Origin of the sequence: Klebsiella sp. 141251, assembly GCF_050600725.1 — a bacterium.
Classification (GTDB): Bacteria; Pseudomonadota; Gammaproteobacteria; order Enterobacterales; family Enterobacteriaceae; genus Klebsiella; species Klebsiella aerogenes.
Map to the genome: position 1 here is coordinate 46,478 of NZ_JAQIRG010000008.1, position 14,572 is coordinate 61,049.

Consider the following 14,572-nt stretch of genomic DNA (forward strand, 5'->3'; position numbering starts at 1 on the left):
TCCTCCACGCGACACACTCTGCCAGAGCGAGGATAGCGATTCCTGACCGATCTTGCGCATTCTGGCGCGGGCGTTATGGCGTGATTTTACGGATCTGCTTCACGTCGATCTCGACCGAGTTCCAGTCTTTATCGACTTCACCCTGAATTTCTACCGTATCCTGCGGGCCGACGGTGACGCCGTTCCAGCGCTTGTGGTCGATATCGACGTTCACCACGCCGGAGGCATCCTGGAATTTATACAGGTCATCAGAGATGCGCTCGACGATTTTACCGCGCAGGGTCACCCAGGTGTCATCACGCAGCGACTTGGCGTTCGCCACGGTGGTCACCGCGCCGCTCGGCCCGGTGAAGCCGCCGGCCTGCGTGGTGGTGGTAGTCGACGGCCCGGTGAAGCCACCCTGCCCGGCGGCCAGTACCGGCATGGAAACCAAAGCAATAATCGCGGTCATCGCAGCAATTTTTTTCATCTTATATTCTCCCTTTTGTGTTGGTATGGCTCCTATTACGCCTGACAAAACTTAACGACTTCTTAAGCGGAAAAAAGAAATTTTAATGCTGTACATCCCCTACTTCAACGCGGTTTACTGCGCAAAGAAACGGGATCGGCGGAGGGAAACATGCGCATATTATTGGTAGAAGATGACAAACTGATCGGCGACGGCATCAAAGCCGGGCTGAGCAAAATGGGCTTCAGCATCGACTGGTTCACCGCAGGCCAGGAGGGCAAAAATGCCTTATATAGCGCCCCTTACGACGCCGCGATACTTGACCTTACCCTCCCCGGCATTGACGGCCTCGATATTCTGCGCGAATGGCGCGATAAAGGCCGTAATGAACCCGTGCTGATCCTCACCGCCCGCGACGCGCTGAGCCAGCGGGTTGAAGGGCTACAGCTCGGCGCCGATGACTATCTGTGTAAACCCTTCGCCCTGATTGAGGTGGCGGCGCGTCTCGAAGCGCTGATCCGCCGCGCTCACGGCCAGAGCAGCAGCGAGCTACGCCACGGCAAGGTGAGCCTCGATCCAAACCGCTTAACCGCCAGCCTCGACGGCGAAAGCCTGGCGCTGAAGCCGAAGGAGTTCGCCCTGCTGGAACTGCTTATGCGCAACGCCGGGCGCGTATTGCCGCGTAAGCTTATCGAGGAAAAGCTCTATAACTGGGACGACGAGGTCTCCAGCAACGCCGTGGAAGTACACGTTCATCATCTGCGCCGCAAACTCGGCAGCGGTTTTATCCGCACCGTGCACGGCATCGGCTATACCCTGGGTGACGCATGAAACGACTCGCCCGTTTAAGCCTGCGCCTGCGACTGACGCTGCTGTTTGTCCTGTTGACCAGCGCCGCCTGGGGGATCGCCTGCGTGATCGCCTGGCAGCAGACCAGCGAAAAGCTGGATAAGCTGTTTGATACCCAACAACTGCTCTTCGCCCGCCGCCTGAGCGCGATGAATGTCGATGAGCTACAGGCGCGACCGACGCAAATCCGCGAAAAGAAAAAAGTAAAACACGGCCATCTTGATGATGACGCGCTGGCCTTCGCTATCTTCACCCGCGACGGGAAAATGGTGCTCAACGATGGTGAAAACGGCGAAGATATTCAATGGGGATCGCAACGCGAAGGCTTCAGTGACGGCTATCTGCGCGGCGATGACGACGAATGGCGCTTCTTGTGGTTGACCACCGCCGATGGCCGACATCGTATCGCCGTCGGTCAGGAGTGGGATTATCGCCGGGAGATGGCGGTGGATATCGTCACCTCGCAGCTCACGCCGTGGCTGGTCGCGCTGCCGCTGATGTTCCTGTTACTCATTGTGCTATTAAGCCGCGAGCTGGCGCCGTTGAAGAAACTGGCTCGAACCCTGCGCCAGCGCGCGCCGGACTCGGCGGAACGTCTGTCGGACGACAAAATCCCTTCGGAAGTTCGCCCGCTGGTCGATGCCCTGAATCAGCTATTCAGCCGTACCCACGAAACCATGCTGCGCGAGCGCCGTTTTACCTCTGATGCCGCCCACGAGTTGCGCAGTCCGCTGGCGGCGCTGAAGGTGCAAACCGAAGTCGCCCAGCTTTCGATGGACGATCCCGAAGGCCGGGATAAAGCGTTGGCGCAATTACATCAGGGCATCGACCGCGCCACTCGGCTGGTCGATCAATTACTTACGCTGTCGCGTCTGGATTCCCTTGCCCAACTGGATGACGTGCAGCCGGTCGCCATCGACGACCTGCTGCAGTCGGCGGTGATGGAGATGTATCACCACGCCCAGCAGTCCGCCATTGAGCTACGCCTGCATCTGAATGCCAGCAATATCGTCCGTACCGGCCAGCCGCTGCTGCTCAGCCTGCTGGTACGCAATCTGCTGGATAATGCCGTGCGCTATAGCCCGCGCGGTAGCCGGGTGGATATCACGCTTTCCGCCCGCGAGTTCCGGGTTCGCGACAATGGTCCAGGCATTAGTCCGCAAGCCCTGGCGCGCATTGGCGAGCGTTTTTATCGCCCGCCGGGCCAGGACGCCCCCGGCAGCGGATTAGGCTTATCGATCGTTCGCCGCATCGCCTCGCTGCACGGTATGCGGGTTGATTTTGCTAACGCGCCGGAAGGCGGCTTCGAGGCACGCGTTTACTGGTAGCCTCATTATTGCCAAAAATGCAAAAGACTTTGCACATTTTGCTCATTTTACTGCCCCGCTTCGCGGGGTAAAATTGCCGACAAATTTAATAGGTTGAGGGCAAAAAATGAGCAACATCCTGATTATCAACGGGGCGAAAAAATTCGCTCACTCTAATGGCCAATTAAACGACACCCTGACCGAGGTCGCGGATGGTTATCTGCGCGACGTCGGGCATGATGTTAAAATCGTCCGCGCGGAAAGCGAGTACGATGTAAAAGAAGAAGTGCAGAATTTCCTGTGGGCCGATGTGGTTATCTGGCAGATGCCGGGCTGGTGGATGGGCGCGCCGTGGACCGTGAAAAAGTACATGGATGATGTCTTCACCGAAGGCCATGGTTCTCTGTACGCCAGCGATGGCCGTACCCGCTCCGATGACAGCAAAAAATATGGCTCCGGCGGGTTGATTCAGGGCAAACAGTATATGCTGTCGTTGACCTGGAACGCGCCGATGGAAGCTTTCACCGATAAAGATCAGTTCTTCCACGGCGTCGGCGTTGATGGCGTTTACCTGCCGTTCCACAAAGCCAATCAGTTCCTTGGCATGAGCGCGATGCCGACCTTTATCGCCAACGACGTGATTAAAATGCCTGACGTTCCACACGTCATCGCAGAATATCGCAAGCATCTGGCCGAGATTTTTGGTTAACTAGATGTCTACACTCGCTGTTATTCAAGTCACTAACCTTGAAGTATGGCGAGTTTACACACAGAAGGAGTTGAGTTAACCATGTTAACAGTGATTGCCGAAATTCGTACCCGTCCGGGCCAGCACCACCGTCAGGCGGTACTGGATCAGTTCGCTAAAATTGTCCCTGTGGTACTGCAGGAAGAGGGTTGCCACGGCTACGCGCCGCTGGTTGACCACGCCGCCGGCGTGAGTTTCCAGACCTCCGCCCCGGATTCGATCGTCATGGTCGAGCAGTGGGAAAGCGTCGCGCATCTCGAAGCGCATCTGCAAACGCCGCACATGAAGGCTTACGCCGAAGCGGTAAAAGGCGACGTGCTGGAAACCAGCATCCGCATTTTGCAGGCTGGCGTATAAGCCCGGCAAAAGCAAAAAAGGGAGCCTGGGGCTCCCTTTTTCGTATCTGGCGGCTGACGTCGGCTCAGGCTTCGAGATCCGCCATATCGCCTTTTTCCTGCAGCCAGTTGCGGCGGTCTTCCGAACGCTTCTTGGCCAACAGCATATCCATCACCGCGGTCGTTTGTTGCTCGTCTTCATCGGTGATGATGAGCTGCACCAGGCGGCGGGTATTCGGGTCGAGCGTGGTTTCCCGTAGCTGCATCGGGTTCATCTCGCCCAGCCCTTTAAAGCGCTGTACGTTCGGCTTGCCTTTCTTACGCTTCAACTGCTCAAGCACGCCGGCTTTTTCTTCTTCCGTCAGCGCGTAGTAAACCTCTTTACCCAGGTCGATACGATACAGCGGCGGCAGCGCGACGTACACGTGCCCCTCTTTCACCAGGGTACGGAAATGCTTCACGAACAGCGCGCACAGCAGGGTAGCGATGTGCAGACCATCCGAGTCGGCATCGGCGAGAATACAGATTTTACCGTAACGCAGCTGGCTTAAATCATCGCTATCCGGGTCGATACCAATCGCCACCGAAATGTCGTGCACCTCTTGCGAAGCGAGCACTTCATCGGAAGAGACTTCCCAGGTATTCAGGATCTTGCCTTTAAGCGGCATGATCGCCTGATATTCACGGTCGCGCGCCTGTTTCGCCGAACCGCCCGCCGAGTCCCCTTCGACGAGGAACAGTTCGGTGCGGTTCAGGTCCTGCGCGGTGCAGTCCGCCAGCTTACCCGGCAGCGCCGGGCCGCTGGTGAGCTTTTTGCGCACTACTTTCTTGGCGGCGCGCAGGCGGCGCTGGGCGCTGGAAATGGCCATTTCCGCCAGCAGCTCCGCCGCCTGTACGTTCTGATTCAGCCACAGGCTGAAGGCGTCTTTAACCACCCCGGAGACGAATGCCGCGCACTGACGCGACGACAGACGTTCTTTCGTCTGCCCGGCGAACTGCGGATCCTGCATCTTCACCGACAGTACGTACGCGCAGCGATCCCAGATATCTTCCGCCGACAGCTTCACGCCGCGCGGCAGGATATTGCGGTATTCGCAGAACTCGCGCATCGCGTCGAGCAGACCCTGACGCAGACCGTTAACGTGGGTACCGCCCTGCATGGTCGGGATCAGGTTGACGTAGCTTTCAGTCAGAAGTTCGCCGCCTTCCGGCAGCCACAGCAGCGCCCAATCCACCGCTTCCGTTTCGCCGGAGAAGTTACCGACAAACGGTTTTTCCGGCAGCAGCGGCAGGCCGTTGACCGCCTCGCACAGATAATCATTAAGGCCGTCCGCATAACACCAGCGCTGTTCGCTGTTGTTCACCTGGTCGCGGAAAACAATTTCCACACCCGGGCACAGCACCGCTTTCGCTTTTAGCAGGTGAGTTAGCCGCGAGACGGAGAAACGCGGGCTATCGAAGAAGCTTTCATCCGGCCAGAAATGGACGCTGGTCCCGGTGTTGCGTTTACCGCAGGTGCCGGTGACGCGCAGGTCTTCAACTTTTTCCCCGTTCTCAAAGGCGATGCTGTAGACCTGGCCATCGCGGCGCACGTTGACTTCCACGCGTTTAGACAAGGCGTTGACGACCGAGATCCCTACCCCATGGAGGCCGCCGGAGAACTGGTAGTTTTTGTTAGAAAACTTCCCGCCCGCGTGCAGCCGACAAAGGATCAGCTCAACCGCCGGAACCCCTTCTTCCGGGTGGATATCAACCGGCATCCCGCGTCCGTCGTCAATGACTTCCAACGATTGATCGGCATGAAGGATGACCTCCACGCGTTTGGCGTGACCGGCCAGTGCTTCATCCACACTGTTATCAATAACTTCCTGACCAAGATGGTTAGGACGGGTTGTGTCGGTGTACATTCCCGGGCGGCGGCGAACCGGCTCAAGCCCGGTGAGTACCTCAATGGCATCAGCGTTATATGAAGATTGCGTCATGGTGTGTATTCGTAGGTCGTTCTGAACCGCTTAGCGCAGGCCCAGAAAATCGATAATCTGGGTGAAATGATCTTCAAAGCCAACAAATGCGTGATTACCGCCCTCCTCGACCGTTTGACGGCAGGAGGCGAAGTAGTCAACAGCCTGGCGGTAATCAAGCACTTCATCGCCCGTTTGCTGCAATAACCAGATGAGGTCAGGCGCTTCCAGCGGGTCGATATGCATGACTTTAAGATCGTAAATATGGCGAGACTCTAGCACATATTGCTGCCCGGTGTACGGATTCTCATTGGGGCCAAGAAAATTGTTCAGCAGTTCAAATGGCCGCACCGCCGGGTTAACCACCACCGCCGGCAGCATAAAACATTGCGACAGCCAGGTGGCGTAGTAGCCGCCCAGCGACGACCCAACCACGCCTAGCGGCTCGCCGCCGTGCTCCAGCACGATAGCTTCCAGCATCTCTGCCGCCTGCGCCGGGAAAGCAGGCAGTTCCGGCACCACCATGTTAATTTCCCGGTGGTGCTGCGCCAGCCACGTTTTCAGCGCCGTCGCTTTTGCCGAGCGCGGCGAGCTGTTAAATCCGTGCAGATAAAGAAGAGTAGACATCAGTATCCTTCTGAAGCGATATCCGGGTGAAACTCGGCGCCGCTGAGACGACAGACTTCAGTCGTCAACGCGCCATCGGGATGCAGCTCCAGCCAGCGCCAGCCTGGAGAGACGGTATCGAGGGTGAAATTAGCGCAGTGCGGCTTAAACTGCACGCAGGTCGATGGCGTCGCCATCATCCGCCGCCCGTTCCAGTCGAGATCCAGCTCCTGGTGAATATGGCCGCATAGCAGGTGCTTAACCCGCGGATAGTTGCTCAGGATTTGGTCTAACGCCCCGGCATTGCGCAGGCTATGCTGATCGAGCCAACTGCAACCCGCCGGCAGCGGATGATGATGGAGTAACAGCAGCGTGTAGCGCTCAGGTTCAGCATTCAATTGATGCTCAAGCCACTCCAATTGGAAATCGCTCAGCTCGCCGTGGGGCACCCCGAAGACCTGGCTGTCGAGCAGCAGGATTTGCCAATGGTCGCCCAACAGGACGCGTTTGGCGGGGGAGATGCCGGCATCGTGCAGCGTGCTGTACATCGCCGGTTGGAAATCATGGTTTCCCGGCAGCCAGACGCAGGGTGCGGCAAAGCTCGCGATGCCTTCAGCGAAATGCTGATAGGCCGCGGCGGAGTGGTCTTGCGCCAGATCGCCTGTTGCTACAATCAGGTCGCATTCACGCTGTGAGGCATGTATCGCATCCAATACAGCCTGATAACTTTCCCAGGTATTGATACCCAACAGCGTTTCATGTTTTTCAGCAAACAGGTGAGTATCAGTAATTTGTAATATCCTGACTCTGGCCTCACCAGCCAGAGGTAGGTTTAACAGGCTTTCCAAATGGTGTCCTTAGGTTTCACGACGCTAACAAACCGGAATCGCCATCGCTCCATGTGCTAAACAGTAACGCAGCCAGTCGGCCAGAAACTGATTAATTTGATGCTTTTCGTCGCGTTGATGCAACTTTTTATTAGGATAATCATATCTCGCTTTGAAGCGAAAAATCTGCTGACTTGAACACACTTCGGCCACCATCGCGTCGTGGTACAGGCGCACCGTCATTGACGGCAGGCTCCAGTAACTCACCGCAGGCTGGGTCTGTTCTATTGTCACCAATGTAGTGTAGCGGGTCGATTCGACCACCGTTAATCGGTATTGCGCCGCACCCACCTGATAGTTCGCCATATCGCCGACCGCCTCAGTGCGAGGCAACAGGCGGCGCAACTGGGCGAAATTGGTTTCGCACAGGCGCATCATTTCCGGGAAGTCAGGTGTATAACGCTTCATATTATTTCCACTCGTTTCGTAAGCTATGATAATGCAGCTGCAGCCATTGCAGGGCGATGACAGAAGCCGCATTGTCGATTTTCCCCTCTTCTACCCACTGGTAAGCCTGTTCCCGGCTCACCACATGCACCCGAATATCCTCGTTTTCTTCGGCCAGGCCGTGAATGCCTTTAGCCGTCGATGCATCAACTTCGCCCACCAGGATCGATAACCGTTCGCTGGTGCCGCCTGGGCTTGCCAGATAGCTTAATATTGGTTTGGTACGCCCAACTTCAAGCCCGGCCTCTTCCAGCGCTTCGCGGCGGGCGACATCCTCTACCGTTTCGCCTTCTTCTATCATCCCGGCGACCATTTCCAGCAGCCACGGGCTCTCGCTGGTATCATAGGCGGCAATGCGGATCTGCTCGACCAGCACAACTTCATCGCGTACCGGGTCAAAGGGTAGCAAGACCGCGGCGTGCCCGCGCTCAAAAATTTCGCGGGTCACCTCGCCGCTCATCCCGCCGTTAAACAGGCGATGGCGAAAACGATACAAATCGAGCGAAAAAAAACCGCGATAAAGCGTTTCGCGTGCAATAATTTCTACATCGTTTTTAGAGAAGGTAATTCCCTGCTGATTGGGTTTGCTCATTGTCTGTGTCCTGCTCATCCGAAAGTAGGGATTTATAGGCCGTTTGGCTACCGTTTTACAGCCTGTATGTTAGATTGGTGCAAATTACCGCCCTATGGCACGTAACGCCAACTTTTTACGGCGACAGAGTCGATACAATCAGCGATTATTTTTAGAATTTGAGTAGCGCTAAATGCTTCACAACAAGGAATGCAAATGAAGAAACTTTTTCCCATCCTTATCGGCCTGGGCCTGACTGGCTTCAGCGCCATGAGCCAGGCAGAGAACCTGTTGCAGGTTTATCAGCAGGCGCGTATTAGCAACCCTGATCTGCGTAAATCGGCAGCCGATCGCGATGCTGCATTCGAAAAAATCAACGAAGCGCGTAGCCCATTACTGCCGCAACTCGGTCTGGGCGCGGATTATACCTATACCAGCGGGTTCCGTGATTACAAAAACCAGAACTCCAACGTCACCAGCGGTTCACTGCAGTTAACGCAAACCCTGTTCGATATGTCGAAATGGCGCGCGCTGACCCTGCAGGAAAAAGCGGCGGGCATTCAGGATGTCACCTATCAAACCGACCAGCAAACGCTGATCCTGAATACCGCGACGGCATACTTTAAAGTTCTGGCCGCTATCGATACGCTCTCCTATACCGAAGCGCAGAAACAGGCCATCTACCGCCAGTTGGACCAAACCACCCAGCGCTTTAACGTGGGCCTGGTTGCCATCACCGACGTGCAGAACGCCCGTTCACAATACGACGCCGTGCTGGCAAATGAAGTGACCGCGCGTAACGACCTCGACAACGCCGTGGAAGAGCTGCGTCAGGTCACCGGCAACTACTATCCGGAGCTGGCGTCGCTGAACGTTAACGGTTTCAAAACCAACAAGCCGCAGGCGGTGAACGCGCTGCTGAAGGAAGCGGAAAACCGCAACCTGTCGCTGCTGCAGGCGCGTCTGAACCAGGATTTGGCTCGTGAGCAGATTCGCCAGGCGCAGGATGGTCATTTACCTACCCTTGATTTGAATGCTTCTACCGGTGTCTCTAATAACCGTTACAGCGGTTCCAAAAACATTACCCAGGACGCCGATGTCGGGCAAAACAAAGTCGGCCTGAGCTTCTCCCTACCGCTGTATCAGGGCGGGATGGTTAACTCGCAGGTGAAACAGGCGCAGTACAACTTCGTCGGCGCCAGCGAGCAGCTGGAAAGCGCGCATCGCAGCGTGGTGCAAACCGTGCGTTCGTCGTTTAACAACGTGAATGCCTCCATCAGCAGCATCAACGCTTACAAACAGGCCGTGGTCTCTGCGCAGAGCTCCCTGGATGCGATGGAAGCGGGTTATTCGGTGGGTACGCGTACCATCGTTGATGTGTTGGATGCTACCACCACGCTGTACAACGCCAAGCAGCAGCTCTCCAACGCCCGTTATAACTACCTGATCAACGAGCTGAACATCAAGTCCGCTCTCGGCACGCTAAACGAGCAGGATCTGATTGCGCTGAACAACACGCTGGGTAAAGCGATCCCGACTTCACCAGACAGCGTCGCGCCGGAAAACCCGCAGCAGGACGCCGCCGCTGACGGTTATGCGAACACCGCCTCCGCACAGCCGGCTGCCGCCCGTACGACGAAGACCAGCGGTTCCAATCCGTTTAGTCACTAATCGTTGAATGCGATTACGCCTCGTCTGGCCTTCGGGTCAGGCGGGCGTAAAACGTAAGACAACGTAAAGACCCCCGCTTTTCCCCTCTTTCGCTTCAATTTCCACCACTCATACTCTATCCTGAGCGTTGACAAACGCACTACCACTGGGTCCTGGAAGACAAATATGAAACGGACAAAAAATATTAATCATGCGTCGTTCCGCAAAAGCTGGAGCGCTCGCCACCTGACGCCGGTCGCCCTTGCCGTCACCGCCGTCTTTATGCTCGCCGGTTGCGAAAAAACTGACGAGACGGTTTCTCTGTATCAGAACGCCGATGACTGCTCCGCGGCTAACCCAAGCAAAGCCGCAGAGTGCACCACCGCCTACAACAACGCGGTGAAAGAAGCCGCGCGCACCGCGCCGAAATACGCCACCCGCGAAGACTGCGTCGCCGAGTTCGGCGAAGGCCAATGCCAGCAGGCGCCAGCTCAGGCGGGCGTCGCCCCGGAAAACCAGGCGCAGGCGCAAAGCAGCGGCAGCTTCTGGATGCCGCTGATGGCCGGTTACATGATGGGCCGCCTGATGGGCGGCGGCATGGCCGCGCAGCAGCCGCTGTTTAGCTCGAAAAACCCGGCTAGCCCGGCCTACGGCCAGTACACCGATGCCAGCGGTAAGAGCTATGGCGCGGCGCAACCGGGCCGTACCATGAACGTACCGAAAACCGCGATGGCGCCGAAACCGGCAACCACCACGACTGTCACCCGCGGCGGTTTTGGCGAATCTGTTGCTAAGCAATCGACGATGCAGCGTAGCGCCGCGGGCTCCAGCTCCTCTTCACGCTCGATGGGCGGTTAAGCGGCATGGAAAGAATCAGCATTACCGAGCGCCCGGACTGGCGCGAGAAAGCGACCGAGTATGGCTTCAATTTTCACACCATGTACGGTGAGCCGTACTGGAGTGAAGAGGCCTACTACAAGCTGACGCTGGCGCAGGTTGAAAAGCTCGAAGCGGTCACCGCCGAGCTGCATCAAATGTGCCTGCAGGTCGTTGAGAAAGTGATCGCCAGCGACGAACTGATGACCAAATTCCGCATCCCAAAACACACCTGGGGCTTTGTGCGTCAGTCGTGGAAAACCAACCAGCCGTCGCTTTACTCGCGTCTGGATCTGGCCTGGGATGGCGTGGGCGAGCCGAAGCTGCTGGAGAACAACGCGGATACGCCAACCTCACTATATGAAGCAGCGTTCTTTCAGTGGATCTGGCTGGAAGATCAGCTTAACGCCGGTAATCTGCCTGCCGACAGCGATCAGTTCAACAGCCTGCAGGAAAAACTGATTGAACGCTTCGGCGAGCTGCGTGAACAGTTTGGCTTCCAGCTGCTGCATATGGCCTGCTGCCGCGATACCGTTGAAGACCGCGGCACCGTGCAGTACCTGCAGGACTGCGCGGCAGAAGCGGGCGTCGCCACCGAGTTCCTGTATATCGAAGATATCGGTCTTGGCGAGAAAGGCCAGTTCACCGATTTGCAGGATCAGGTCATCGGCAATCTGTTCAAGCTTTATCCGTGGGAATTTATGCTGCGCGAGATGTTCTCCACCAAGCTGGAAGACGCCGGCGTACGCTGGCTGGAGCCGGCGTGGAAGAGCATTATCTCCAACAAGGCGCTGCTGCCGATGCTGTGGGAAATGTTCCCCAACCACCCTAACCTGTTGGCGGCTTACTTTAGCGAAGATAACCATCCGCAGCTTGAGAAGTACGTCATTAAGCCGATTTTCTCCCGCGAAGGCGCTAACGTGTCAATCGTTGAAAATGGCAAAGTGGTGGAAGCGGTGGAAGGCCCATATGGGGAAGAAGGCACCATCGTGCAGGAGTTTTATTCGCTGCCGAAATTTGGCGATAGCTATACGCTGATTGGCAGCTGGCTTATTAACGACCAGCCTGCCGGGATCGGCATTCGTGAAGATCGGGCGCTGATCACCCAGGATCTTTCGCGTTTCTATCCGCACATTTTCGTCGAATAACGGCAAACCCCGGCAACCTGCGTGGCCGGGGTTTTTTCATGTGCGATAGCTGCCGTTACGCGGCGCCCACTACCACCGACAGCATACTCAGCGATCCCATCTCCATCCCTTCGACCGGGATTGTTATCGGCTCTTCGCCATCCCACGCCCCCAGAATATAGAGCAGCGGCAGGAAGTGCTCAGCCGTCGGGTTAGAGAGCGATCCGCCTTCATGGCTCAGGTAGTTCACCAGCGGATGCTCGTCGACCGGCCCTTTCCAGGTTAAATTCGCTTTCACATAGTCGTTGAACGACTCGGCCCACGGATACGGCGTACTTTCGCCATGCCAGCGCGCGGTACGCAGGTTATGCACCACGTTGCCGCTCGCCACCAGCATAATACCTTCATCACGCAGCGACGCCAGCTTACGCCCCATCTCCAGATGCCACGCCGCGGGCTTTGTGCTATCGATACTTAACTGAACCATGGGAATATCGGCATCAGGATACATTTTGATCAGCACCCCCCACGAACCGTGGTCAAACCCCCACGCCTCTTTATCGAGGGCGACGGGCACCGGCGCCAGTAGCTCAACCAGATGCTGCGCCAGCTCCGGCGATCCCGGCGCCGGGTAGTGCGTATCGTACAAAGCTTGCGGAAAACCGCCGAAGTCATGAATGGTTTTCGGCGCTTCCATCGCCGTCACGCCCGTGCCGCGGGTAAACCAGTGCGCGGAGATAACCACGATAGCTTTCGGGCGCGGCAGTGTTTCACCGAGATGGCGCCAGGCGCGGGTATAGATATTATCTTCCAGCACGTTCATCGGGCTACCATGGCCTAAAAACAACGCTGGCATACGGGTACGGGACATGATGGTATCCTTCAGTAGGGAGTATTTGATTCCTTCACATTACGCGCTTTTACCCGCGGATAAACTCAGATAAGCGTGATGATCATCATCAGAAAATTTGAATGTGAAAACTCTCTCCCTTTTTACCTGCGGAGAAAACCTATTGGCTCGGCCCAGAAACAACAAAGCCCACCGTAAAGTGGGCTTGTCATCAGAACAGCGGCATCTTAGCTGGCTTTGCGATCGTGCTCGCGGCGGTAAGCCACCAGATCTTCAATGGTAACCACGGCCATGTTGTGCTGCTGAGCGAACTTGATGCACTCCGGCGCGCGCGCCATAGTGCCATCGTCGTTAGTCAGTTCACAGAGCACGCCTGCCGGTTTGAAGCCCGCAAGGGTCACCAGGTCAATGGTCGCTTCTGTGTGGCCGCCGCGAGTCATTACGCCGCCAGGCTGCGCGCGCAGCGGGAAGACGTGGCCCGGACGATTGAGATCGGAGGGTTTCGCGCCATCGGCAATGGCGGCGCGCACGGTCGTGATGCGGTCAGCGGCGGATACGCCGGTGGTCACGCCTTCTGCCGCTTCAATGGTGACGGTAAAGCCGGTGCCGTAGGCGCTGGTGTTGTTCTCAACCATCATTGGCAGGTCAAGCTGCTTGCGGCGATCTTCGGTCAGGCACAGGCAGACAATACCGCTGCCGTGACGAATGGTCAGCGCCATTTGCTCAACGGTCATGGTTTCGGCGGCGAAAATCATATCGCCTTCGTTTTCACGGTCTTCATCATCAAGCACCATCACACCGCGGCCTTCGCGCAGTGCGTCTAAAGCGTGTTCCACACGTTCAAAAGCGGTACCAAAAGAAGAAAGGAGCGTCTGATTCATGGTAAAAAAACCTCATTAAAATTATGGTTACCAGAATCAGGGCAGTCTTAGGAGTGCCGGTTTAGCGGCAAAAGTCAACGCAAGCGGAACGTAATCCGACTGAGCCGTTACTCTCTCCCATCCGGACTTTAACCGTCGGCCCCGGAATTACACCGGATCTGCTGACCTTCCCGTTTTCACAGGAAGCGCTCGCGGGCTTTCAACGCGTAGGTTGATTTACCGCCGGTGGGGAATTTCGCCCCGCCCTGAGAATAAGCGAGATAACTATAACGCCATTAACTATCTTCATCAATGGCTACTCGCTATACATCTTACATTTGTGGTTTATAGGCGCTCCCGTTCGCACTACAATGAACGGTAACTAGATCAGTGCAGGAATCCACCATGATTGACCCGAAAAAAATTGAACAAATCGCCCGCCAGGTCCATGAATCGATGCCGAAAGGCCTTCGCGATCTTGGAGATGACGTAGAAAAGAAAATCCGCCAGGTGCTGCAATCGCAGTTAACTCGCCTGGATCTGGTTAGCCGCGAAGAGTTCGACGTGCAAACTCAGGTTTTACTGCGCACCCGCGAAAAGCTGGCTTTACTGGAGCAGCGTATTAGCGATCTGGAAAGCCGCTCAGCCACGCCGAAGAGCGAAGAACAGCAATAAAAAAACGGGCCTGATGGCCCGTTTTCATTTTGCTTTAGTGCTCTAACTCGACCGCGCTATTCACCTGGCGACAATAAAGCTCATAGCGTTGGCAAAACCATTCACGATGTTCCTCATCCATATTGCCGACAATAGCCTGAAGATCGACTGAATGGCCTTGCGCGTGCATCCTGGCGAAACTACGTGCCAGAAAATCGAAGTTCTTCATAGAATACATATCGTTATGGTTCATCCGCATACTCCTTCAGCCGTTGGTGTTCTGATTAGTCATATGCCTTTTACTAACTTCAGTATTTACGCTTACCTTAACGCACTTTGTACGAAAAATGCGCTTAACCGGGTTATTTATTGCGCTAAATCATTTTCCGCATGATT

Annotated in this window: 18 protein-coding genes and 1 riboswitch; of the genes, 9 read left to right on the top strand and 9 right to left on the bottom strand. The window is 56.1% G+C overall.

Annotated features, from left to right (window positions below; all coding sequences use genetic code 11):
- Positions 1 to 73: 73 nt before the first annotated feature.
- The gene (locus PGR09_RS18010; protein ID WP_045392168.1) at positions 74 to 469 is read right to left on the bottom strand and encodes a YgiW/YdeI family stress tolerance OB fold protein; all 396 of its coding nucleotides are present in this window, start codon (positions 467 to 469) and stop codon (positions 74 to 76) included.
- 150 nt (positions 470 to 619) lie between these two features.
- Between PGR09_RS18010 and qseB the strand changes: the two genes are divergently transcribed.
- The 4 genes from qseB to PGR09_RS18030 all read left to right on the top strand — a co-directional run bounded on the left by qseB (position 620) and on the right by PGR09_RS18030 (position 3,709).
- A complete protein-coding gene (gene qseB, locus PGR09_RS18015) occupies positions 620 to 1,279 on the top strand; it encodes a quorum sensing response regulator transcription factor QseB (RefSeq protein ID WP_032712534.1) in 660 nt (219 codons plus the stop codon).
- Entirely contained in the window at positions 1,276 to 2,625 is a 1,350-nt protein-coding gene (gene qseC, locus PGR09_RS18020; RefSeq protein WP_430916378.1) for a quorum sensing histidine kinase QseC, read from the top strand. Before qseB ends, qseC begins: the two co-directional genes overlap by 4 nt.
- 106 nt (positions 2,626 to 2,731) lie before the next feature.
- Complete coding sequence (locus PGR09_RS18025) at positions 2,732 to 3,313, top strand: NAD(P)H-dependent oxidoreductase (RefSeq protein ID WP_020077910.1); 582 nt, start codon at positions 2,732 to 2,734, stop codon at positions 3,311 to 3,313.
- An 81-nt stretch (positions 3,314 to 3,394) separates the two neighbouring features.
- Positions 3,395 to 3,709, top strand: coding sequence for a putative quinol monooxygenase (locus PGR09_RS18030; RefSeq protein WP_015369654.1), 315 nt, complete (start codon positions 3,395 to 3,397; stop codon positions 3,707 to 3,709).
- Between the two features lie 64 nt (positions 3,710 to 3,773).
- Here PGR09_RS18030 and parE read toward each other — a convergent pair whose 3' ends face one another.
- The 5 genes from parE to nudF are packed head-to-tail and all read right to left on the bottom strand — an operon-like array spanning position 3,774 to position 8,180.
- Positions 3,774 to 5,669: a DNA topoisomerase IV subunit B gene (gene parE / locus PGR09_RS18035; RefSeq protein ID WP_015369653.1), complete on the bottom strand. Its 1,896-nt coding sequence runs from the start codon at positions 5,667 to 5,669 to the stop codon at positions 3,774 to 3,776.
- Between the two features lie 30 nt (positions 5,670 to 5,699).
- The gene (gene yqiA, locus PGR09_RS18040) at positions 5,700 to 6,275 is read right to left on the bottom strand and encodes an esterase YqiA (protein ID WP_430916379.1); all 576 of its coding nucleotides are present in this window, start codon (positions 6,273 to 6,275) and stop codon (positions 5,700 to 5,702) included.
- Positions 6,275 to 7,102, bottom strand: a complete 828-nt coding sequence (cpdA, locus tag PGR09_RS18045; RefSeq protein ID WP_045392177.1) for a 3',5'-cyclic-AMP phosphodiesterase — start codon at positions 7,100 to 7,102, stop codon at positions 6,275 to 6,277. The genes yqiA and cpdA overlap by 1 nt, the downstream gene beginning before the upstream one ends.
- A 24-nt stretch (positions 7,103 to 7,126) precedes the next feature.
- On the bottom strand, positions 7,127 to 7,549 hold the full coding sequence (locus PGR09_RS18050) for a DUF1249 family protein (protein WP_045392180.1): 423 nt from the start codon (positions 7,547 to 7,549) through the stop codon (positions 7,127 to 7,129).
- 1 nt (position 7,550) lies between these two features.
- Positions 7,551 to 8,180 (bottom strand): ADP-ribose diphosphatase, encoded by a 630-nt coding sequence (gene nudF, locus PGR09_RS18055; RefSeq protein WP_015369649.1) that lies wholly within the window; start codon positions 8,178 to 8,180, stop codon positions 7,551 to 7,553.
- A gap of 195 nt (positions 8,181 to 8,375) precedes the next feature.
- Between nudF and tolC the strand changes: the two genes are divergently transcribed.
- The 3 genes from tolC (at position 8,376) to PGR09_RS18070 (ending at position 11,833) form a co-directional block, all read left to right on the top strand.
- Positions 8,376 to 9,830, top strand: a complete 1,455-nt coding sequence (gene tolC / locus PGR09_RS18060; protein ID WP_047043046.1) for an outer membrane channel protein TolC — start codon at positions 8,376 to 8,378, stop codon at positions 9,828 to 9,830.
- A gap of 165 nt (positions 9,831 to 9,995) precedes the next feature.
- Positions 9,996 to 10,667: a DUF1190 family protein gene (locus PGR09_RS18065; RefSeq protein ID WP_045392186.1), complete on the top strand. Its 672-nt coding sequence runs from the start codon at positions 9,996 to 9,998 to the stop codon at positions 10,665 to 10,667.
- A 5-nt stretch (positions 10,668 to 10,672) separates the two neighbouring features.
- Positions 10,673 to 11,833, top strand: a complete 1,161-nt coding sequence (locus PGR09_RS18070; protein WP_045392189.1) for a glutathionylspermidine synthase family protein — start codon at positions 10,673 to 10,675, stop codon at positions 11,831 to 11,833.
- Between the two features lie 55 nt (positions 11,834 to 11,888).
- Here the strand turns inward: PGR09_RS18070 and ygiD are convergent, their stop codons facing one another.
- Together ygiD and ribB are read right to left on the bottom strand one after the other, a co-directional pair.
- On the bottom strand, positions 11,889 to 12,683 hold the full coding sequence (ygiD, locus tag PGR09_RS18075; protein WP_045392192.1) for a 4,5-DOPA dioxygenase extradiol: 795 nt from the start codon (positions 12,681 to 12,683) through the stop codon (positions 11,889 to 11,891).
- A gap of 206 nt (positions 12,684 to 12,889) precedes the next feature.
- Entirely contained in the window at positions 12,890 to 13,543 is a 654-nt protein-coding gene (ribB, locus tag PGR09_RS18080; protein ID WP_015703517.1) for a 3,4-dihydroxy-2-butanone-4-phosphate synthase, read from the bottom strand.
- 105 nt (positions 13,544 to 13,648) lie between these two features.
- A riboswitch (FMN riboswitch) is annotated at positions 13,649 to 13,800 on the bottom strand.
- 127 nt (positions 13,801 to 13,927) lie between these two features.
- Here ribB and ubiK point away from each other — a divergent pair.
- The gene (ubiK, locus tag PGR09_RS18085) at positions 13,928 to 14,197 is read left to right on the top strand and encodes a ubiquinone biosynthesis accessory factor UbiK (protein WP_045392195.1); all 270 of its coding nucleotides are present in this window, start codon (positions 13,928 to 13,930) and stop codon (positions 14,195 to 14,197) included.
- Positions 14,198 to 14,231: 34 nt separating this feature from the next.
- Here the strand turns inward: ubiK and glgS are convergent, their stop codons facing one another.
- Positions 14,232 to 14,429 (bottom strand): cell surface composition regulator GlgS, encoded by a 198-nt coding sequence (glgS, locus tag PGR09_RS18090; RefSeq protein ID WP_045392198.1) that lies wholly within the window; start codon positions 14,427 to 14,429, stop codon positions 14,232 to 14,234.
- Between glgS and PGR09_RS18095 the strand changes: the two genes are divergently transcribed.
- Positions 14,421 to 14,570, top strand: a complete 150-nt coding sequence (locus tag PGR09_RS18095; protein WP_430916380.1) for a hypothetical protein — start codon at positions 14,421 to 14,423, stop codon at positions 14,568 to 14,570. The genes glgS and PGR09_RS18095 overlap by 9 nt on opposite strands.
- Positions 14,571 to 14,572 lie beyond the last annotated feature (2 nt).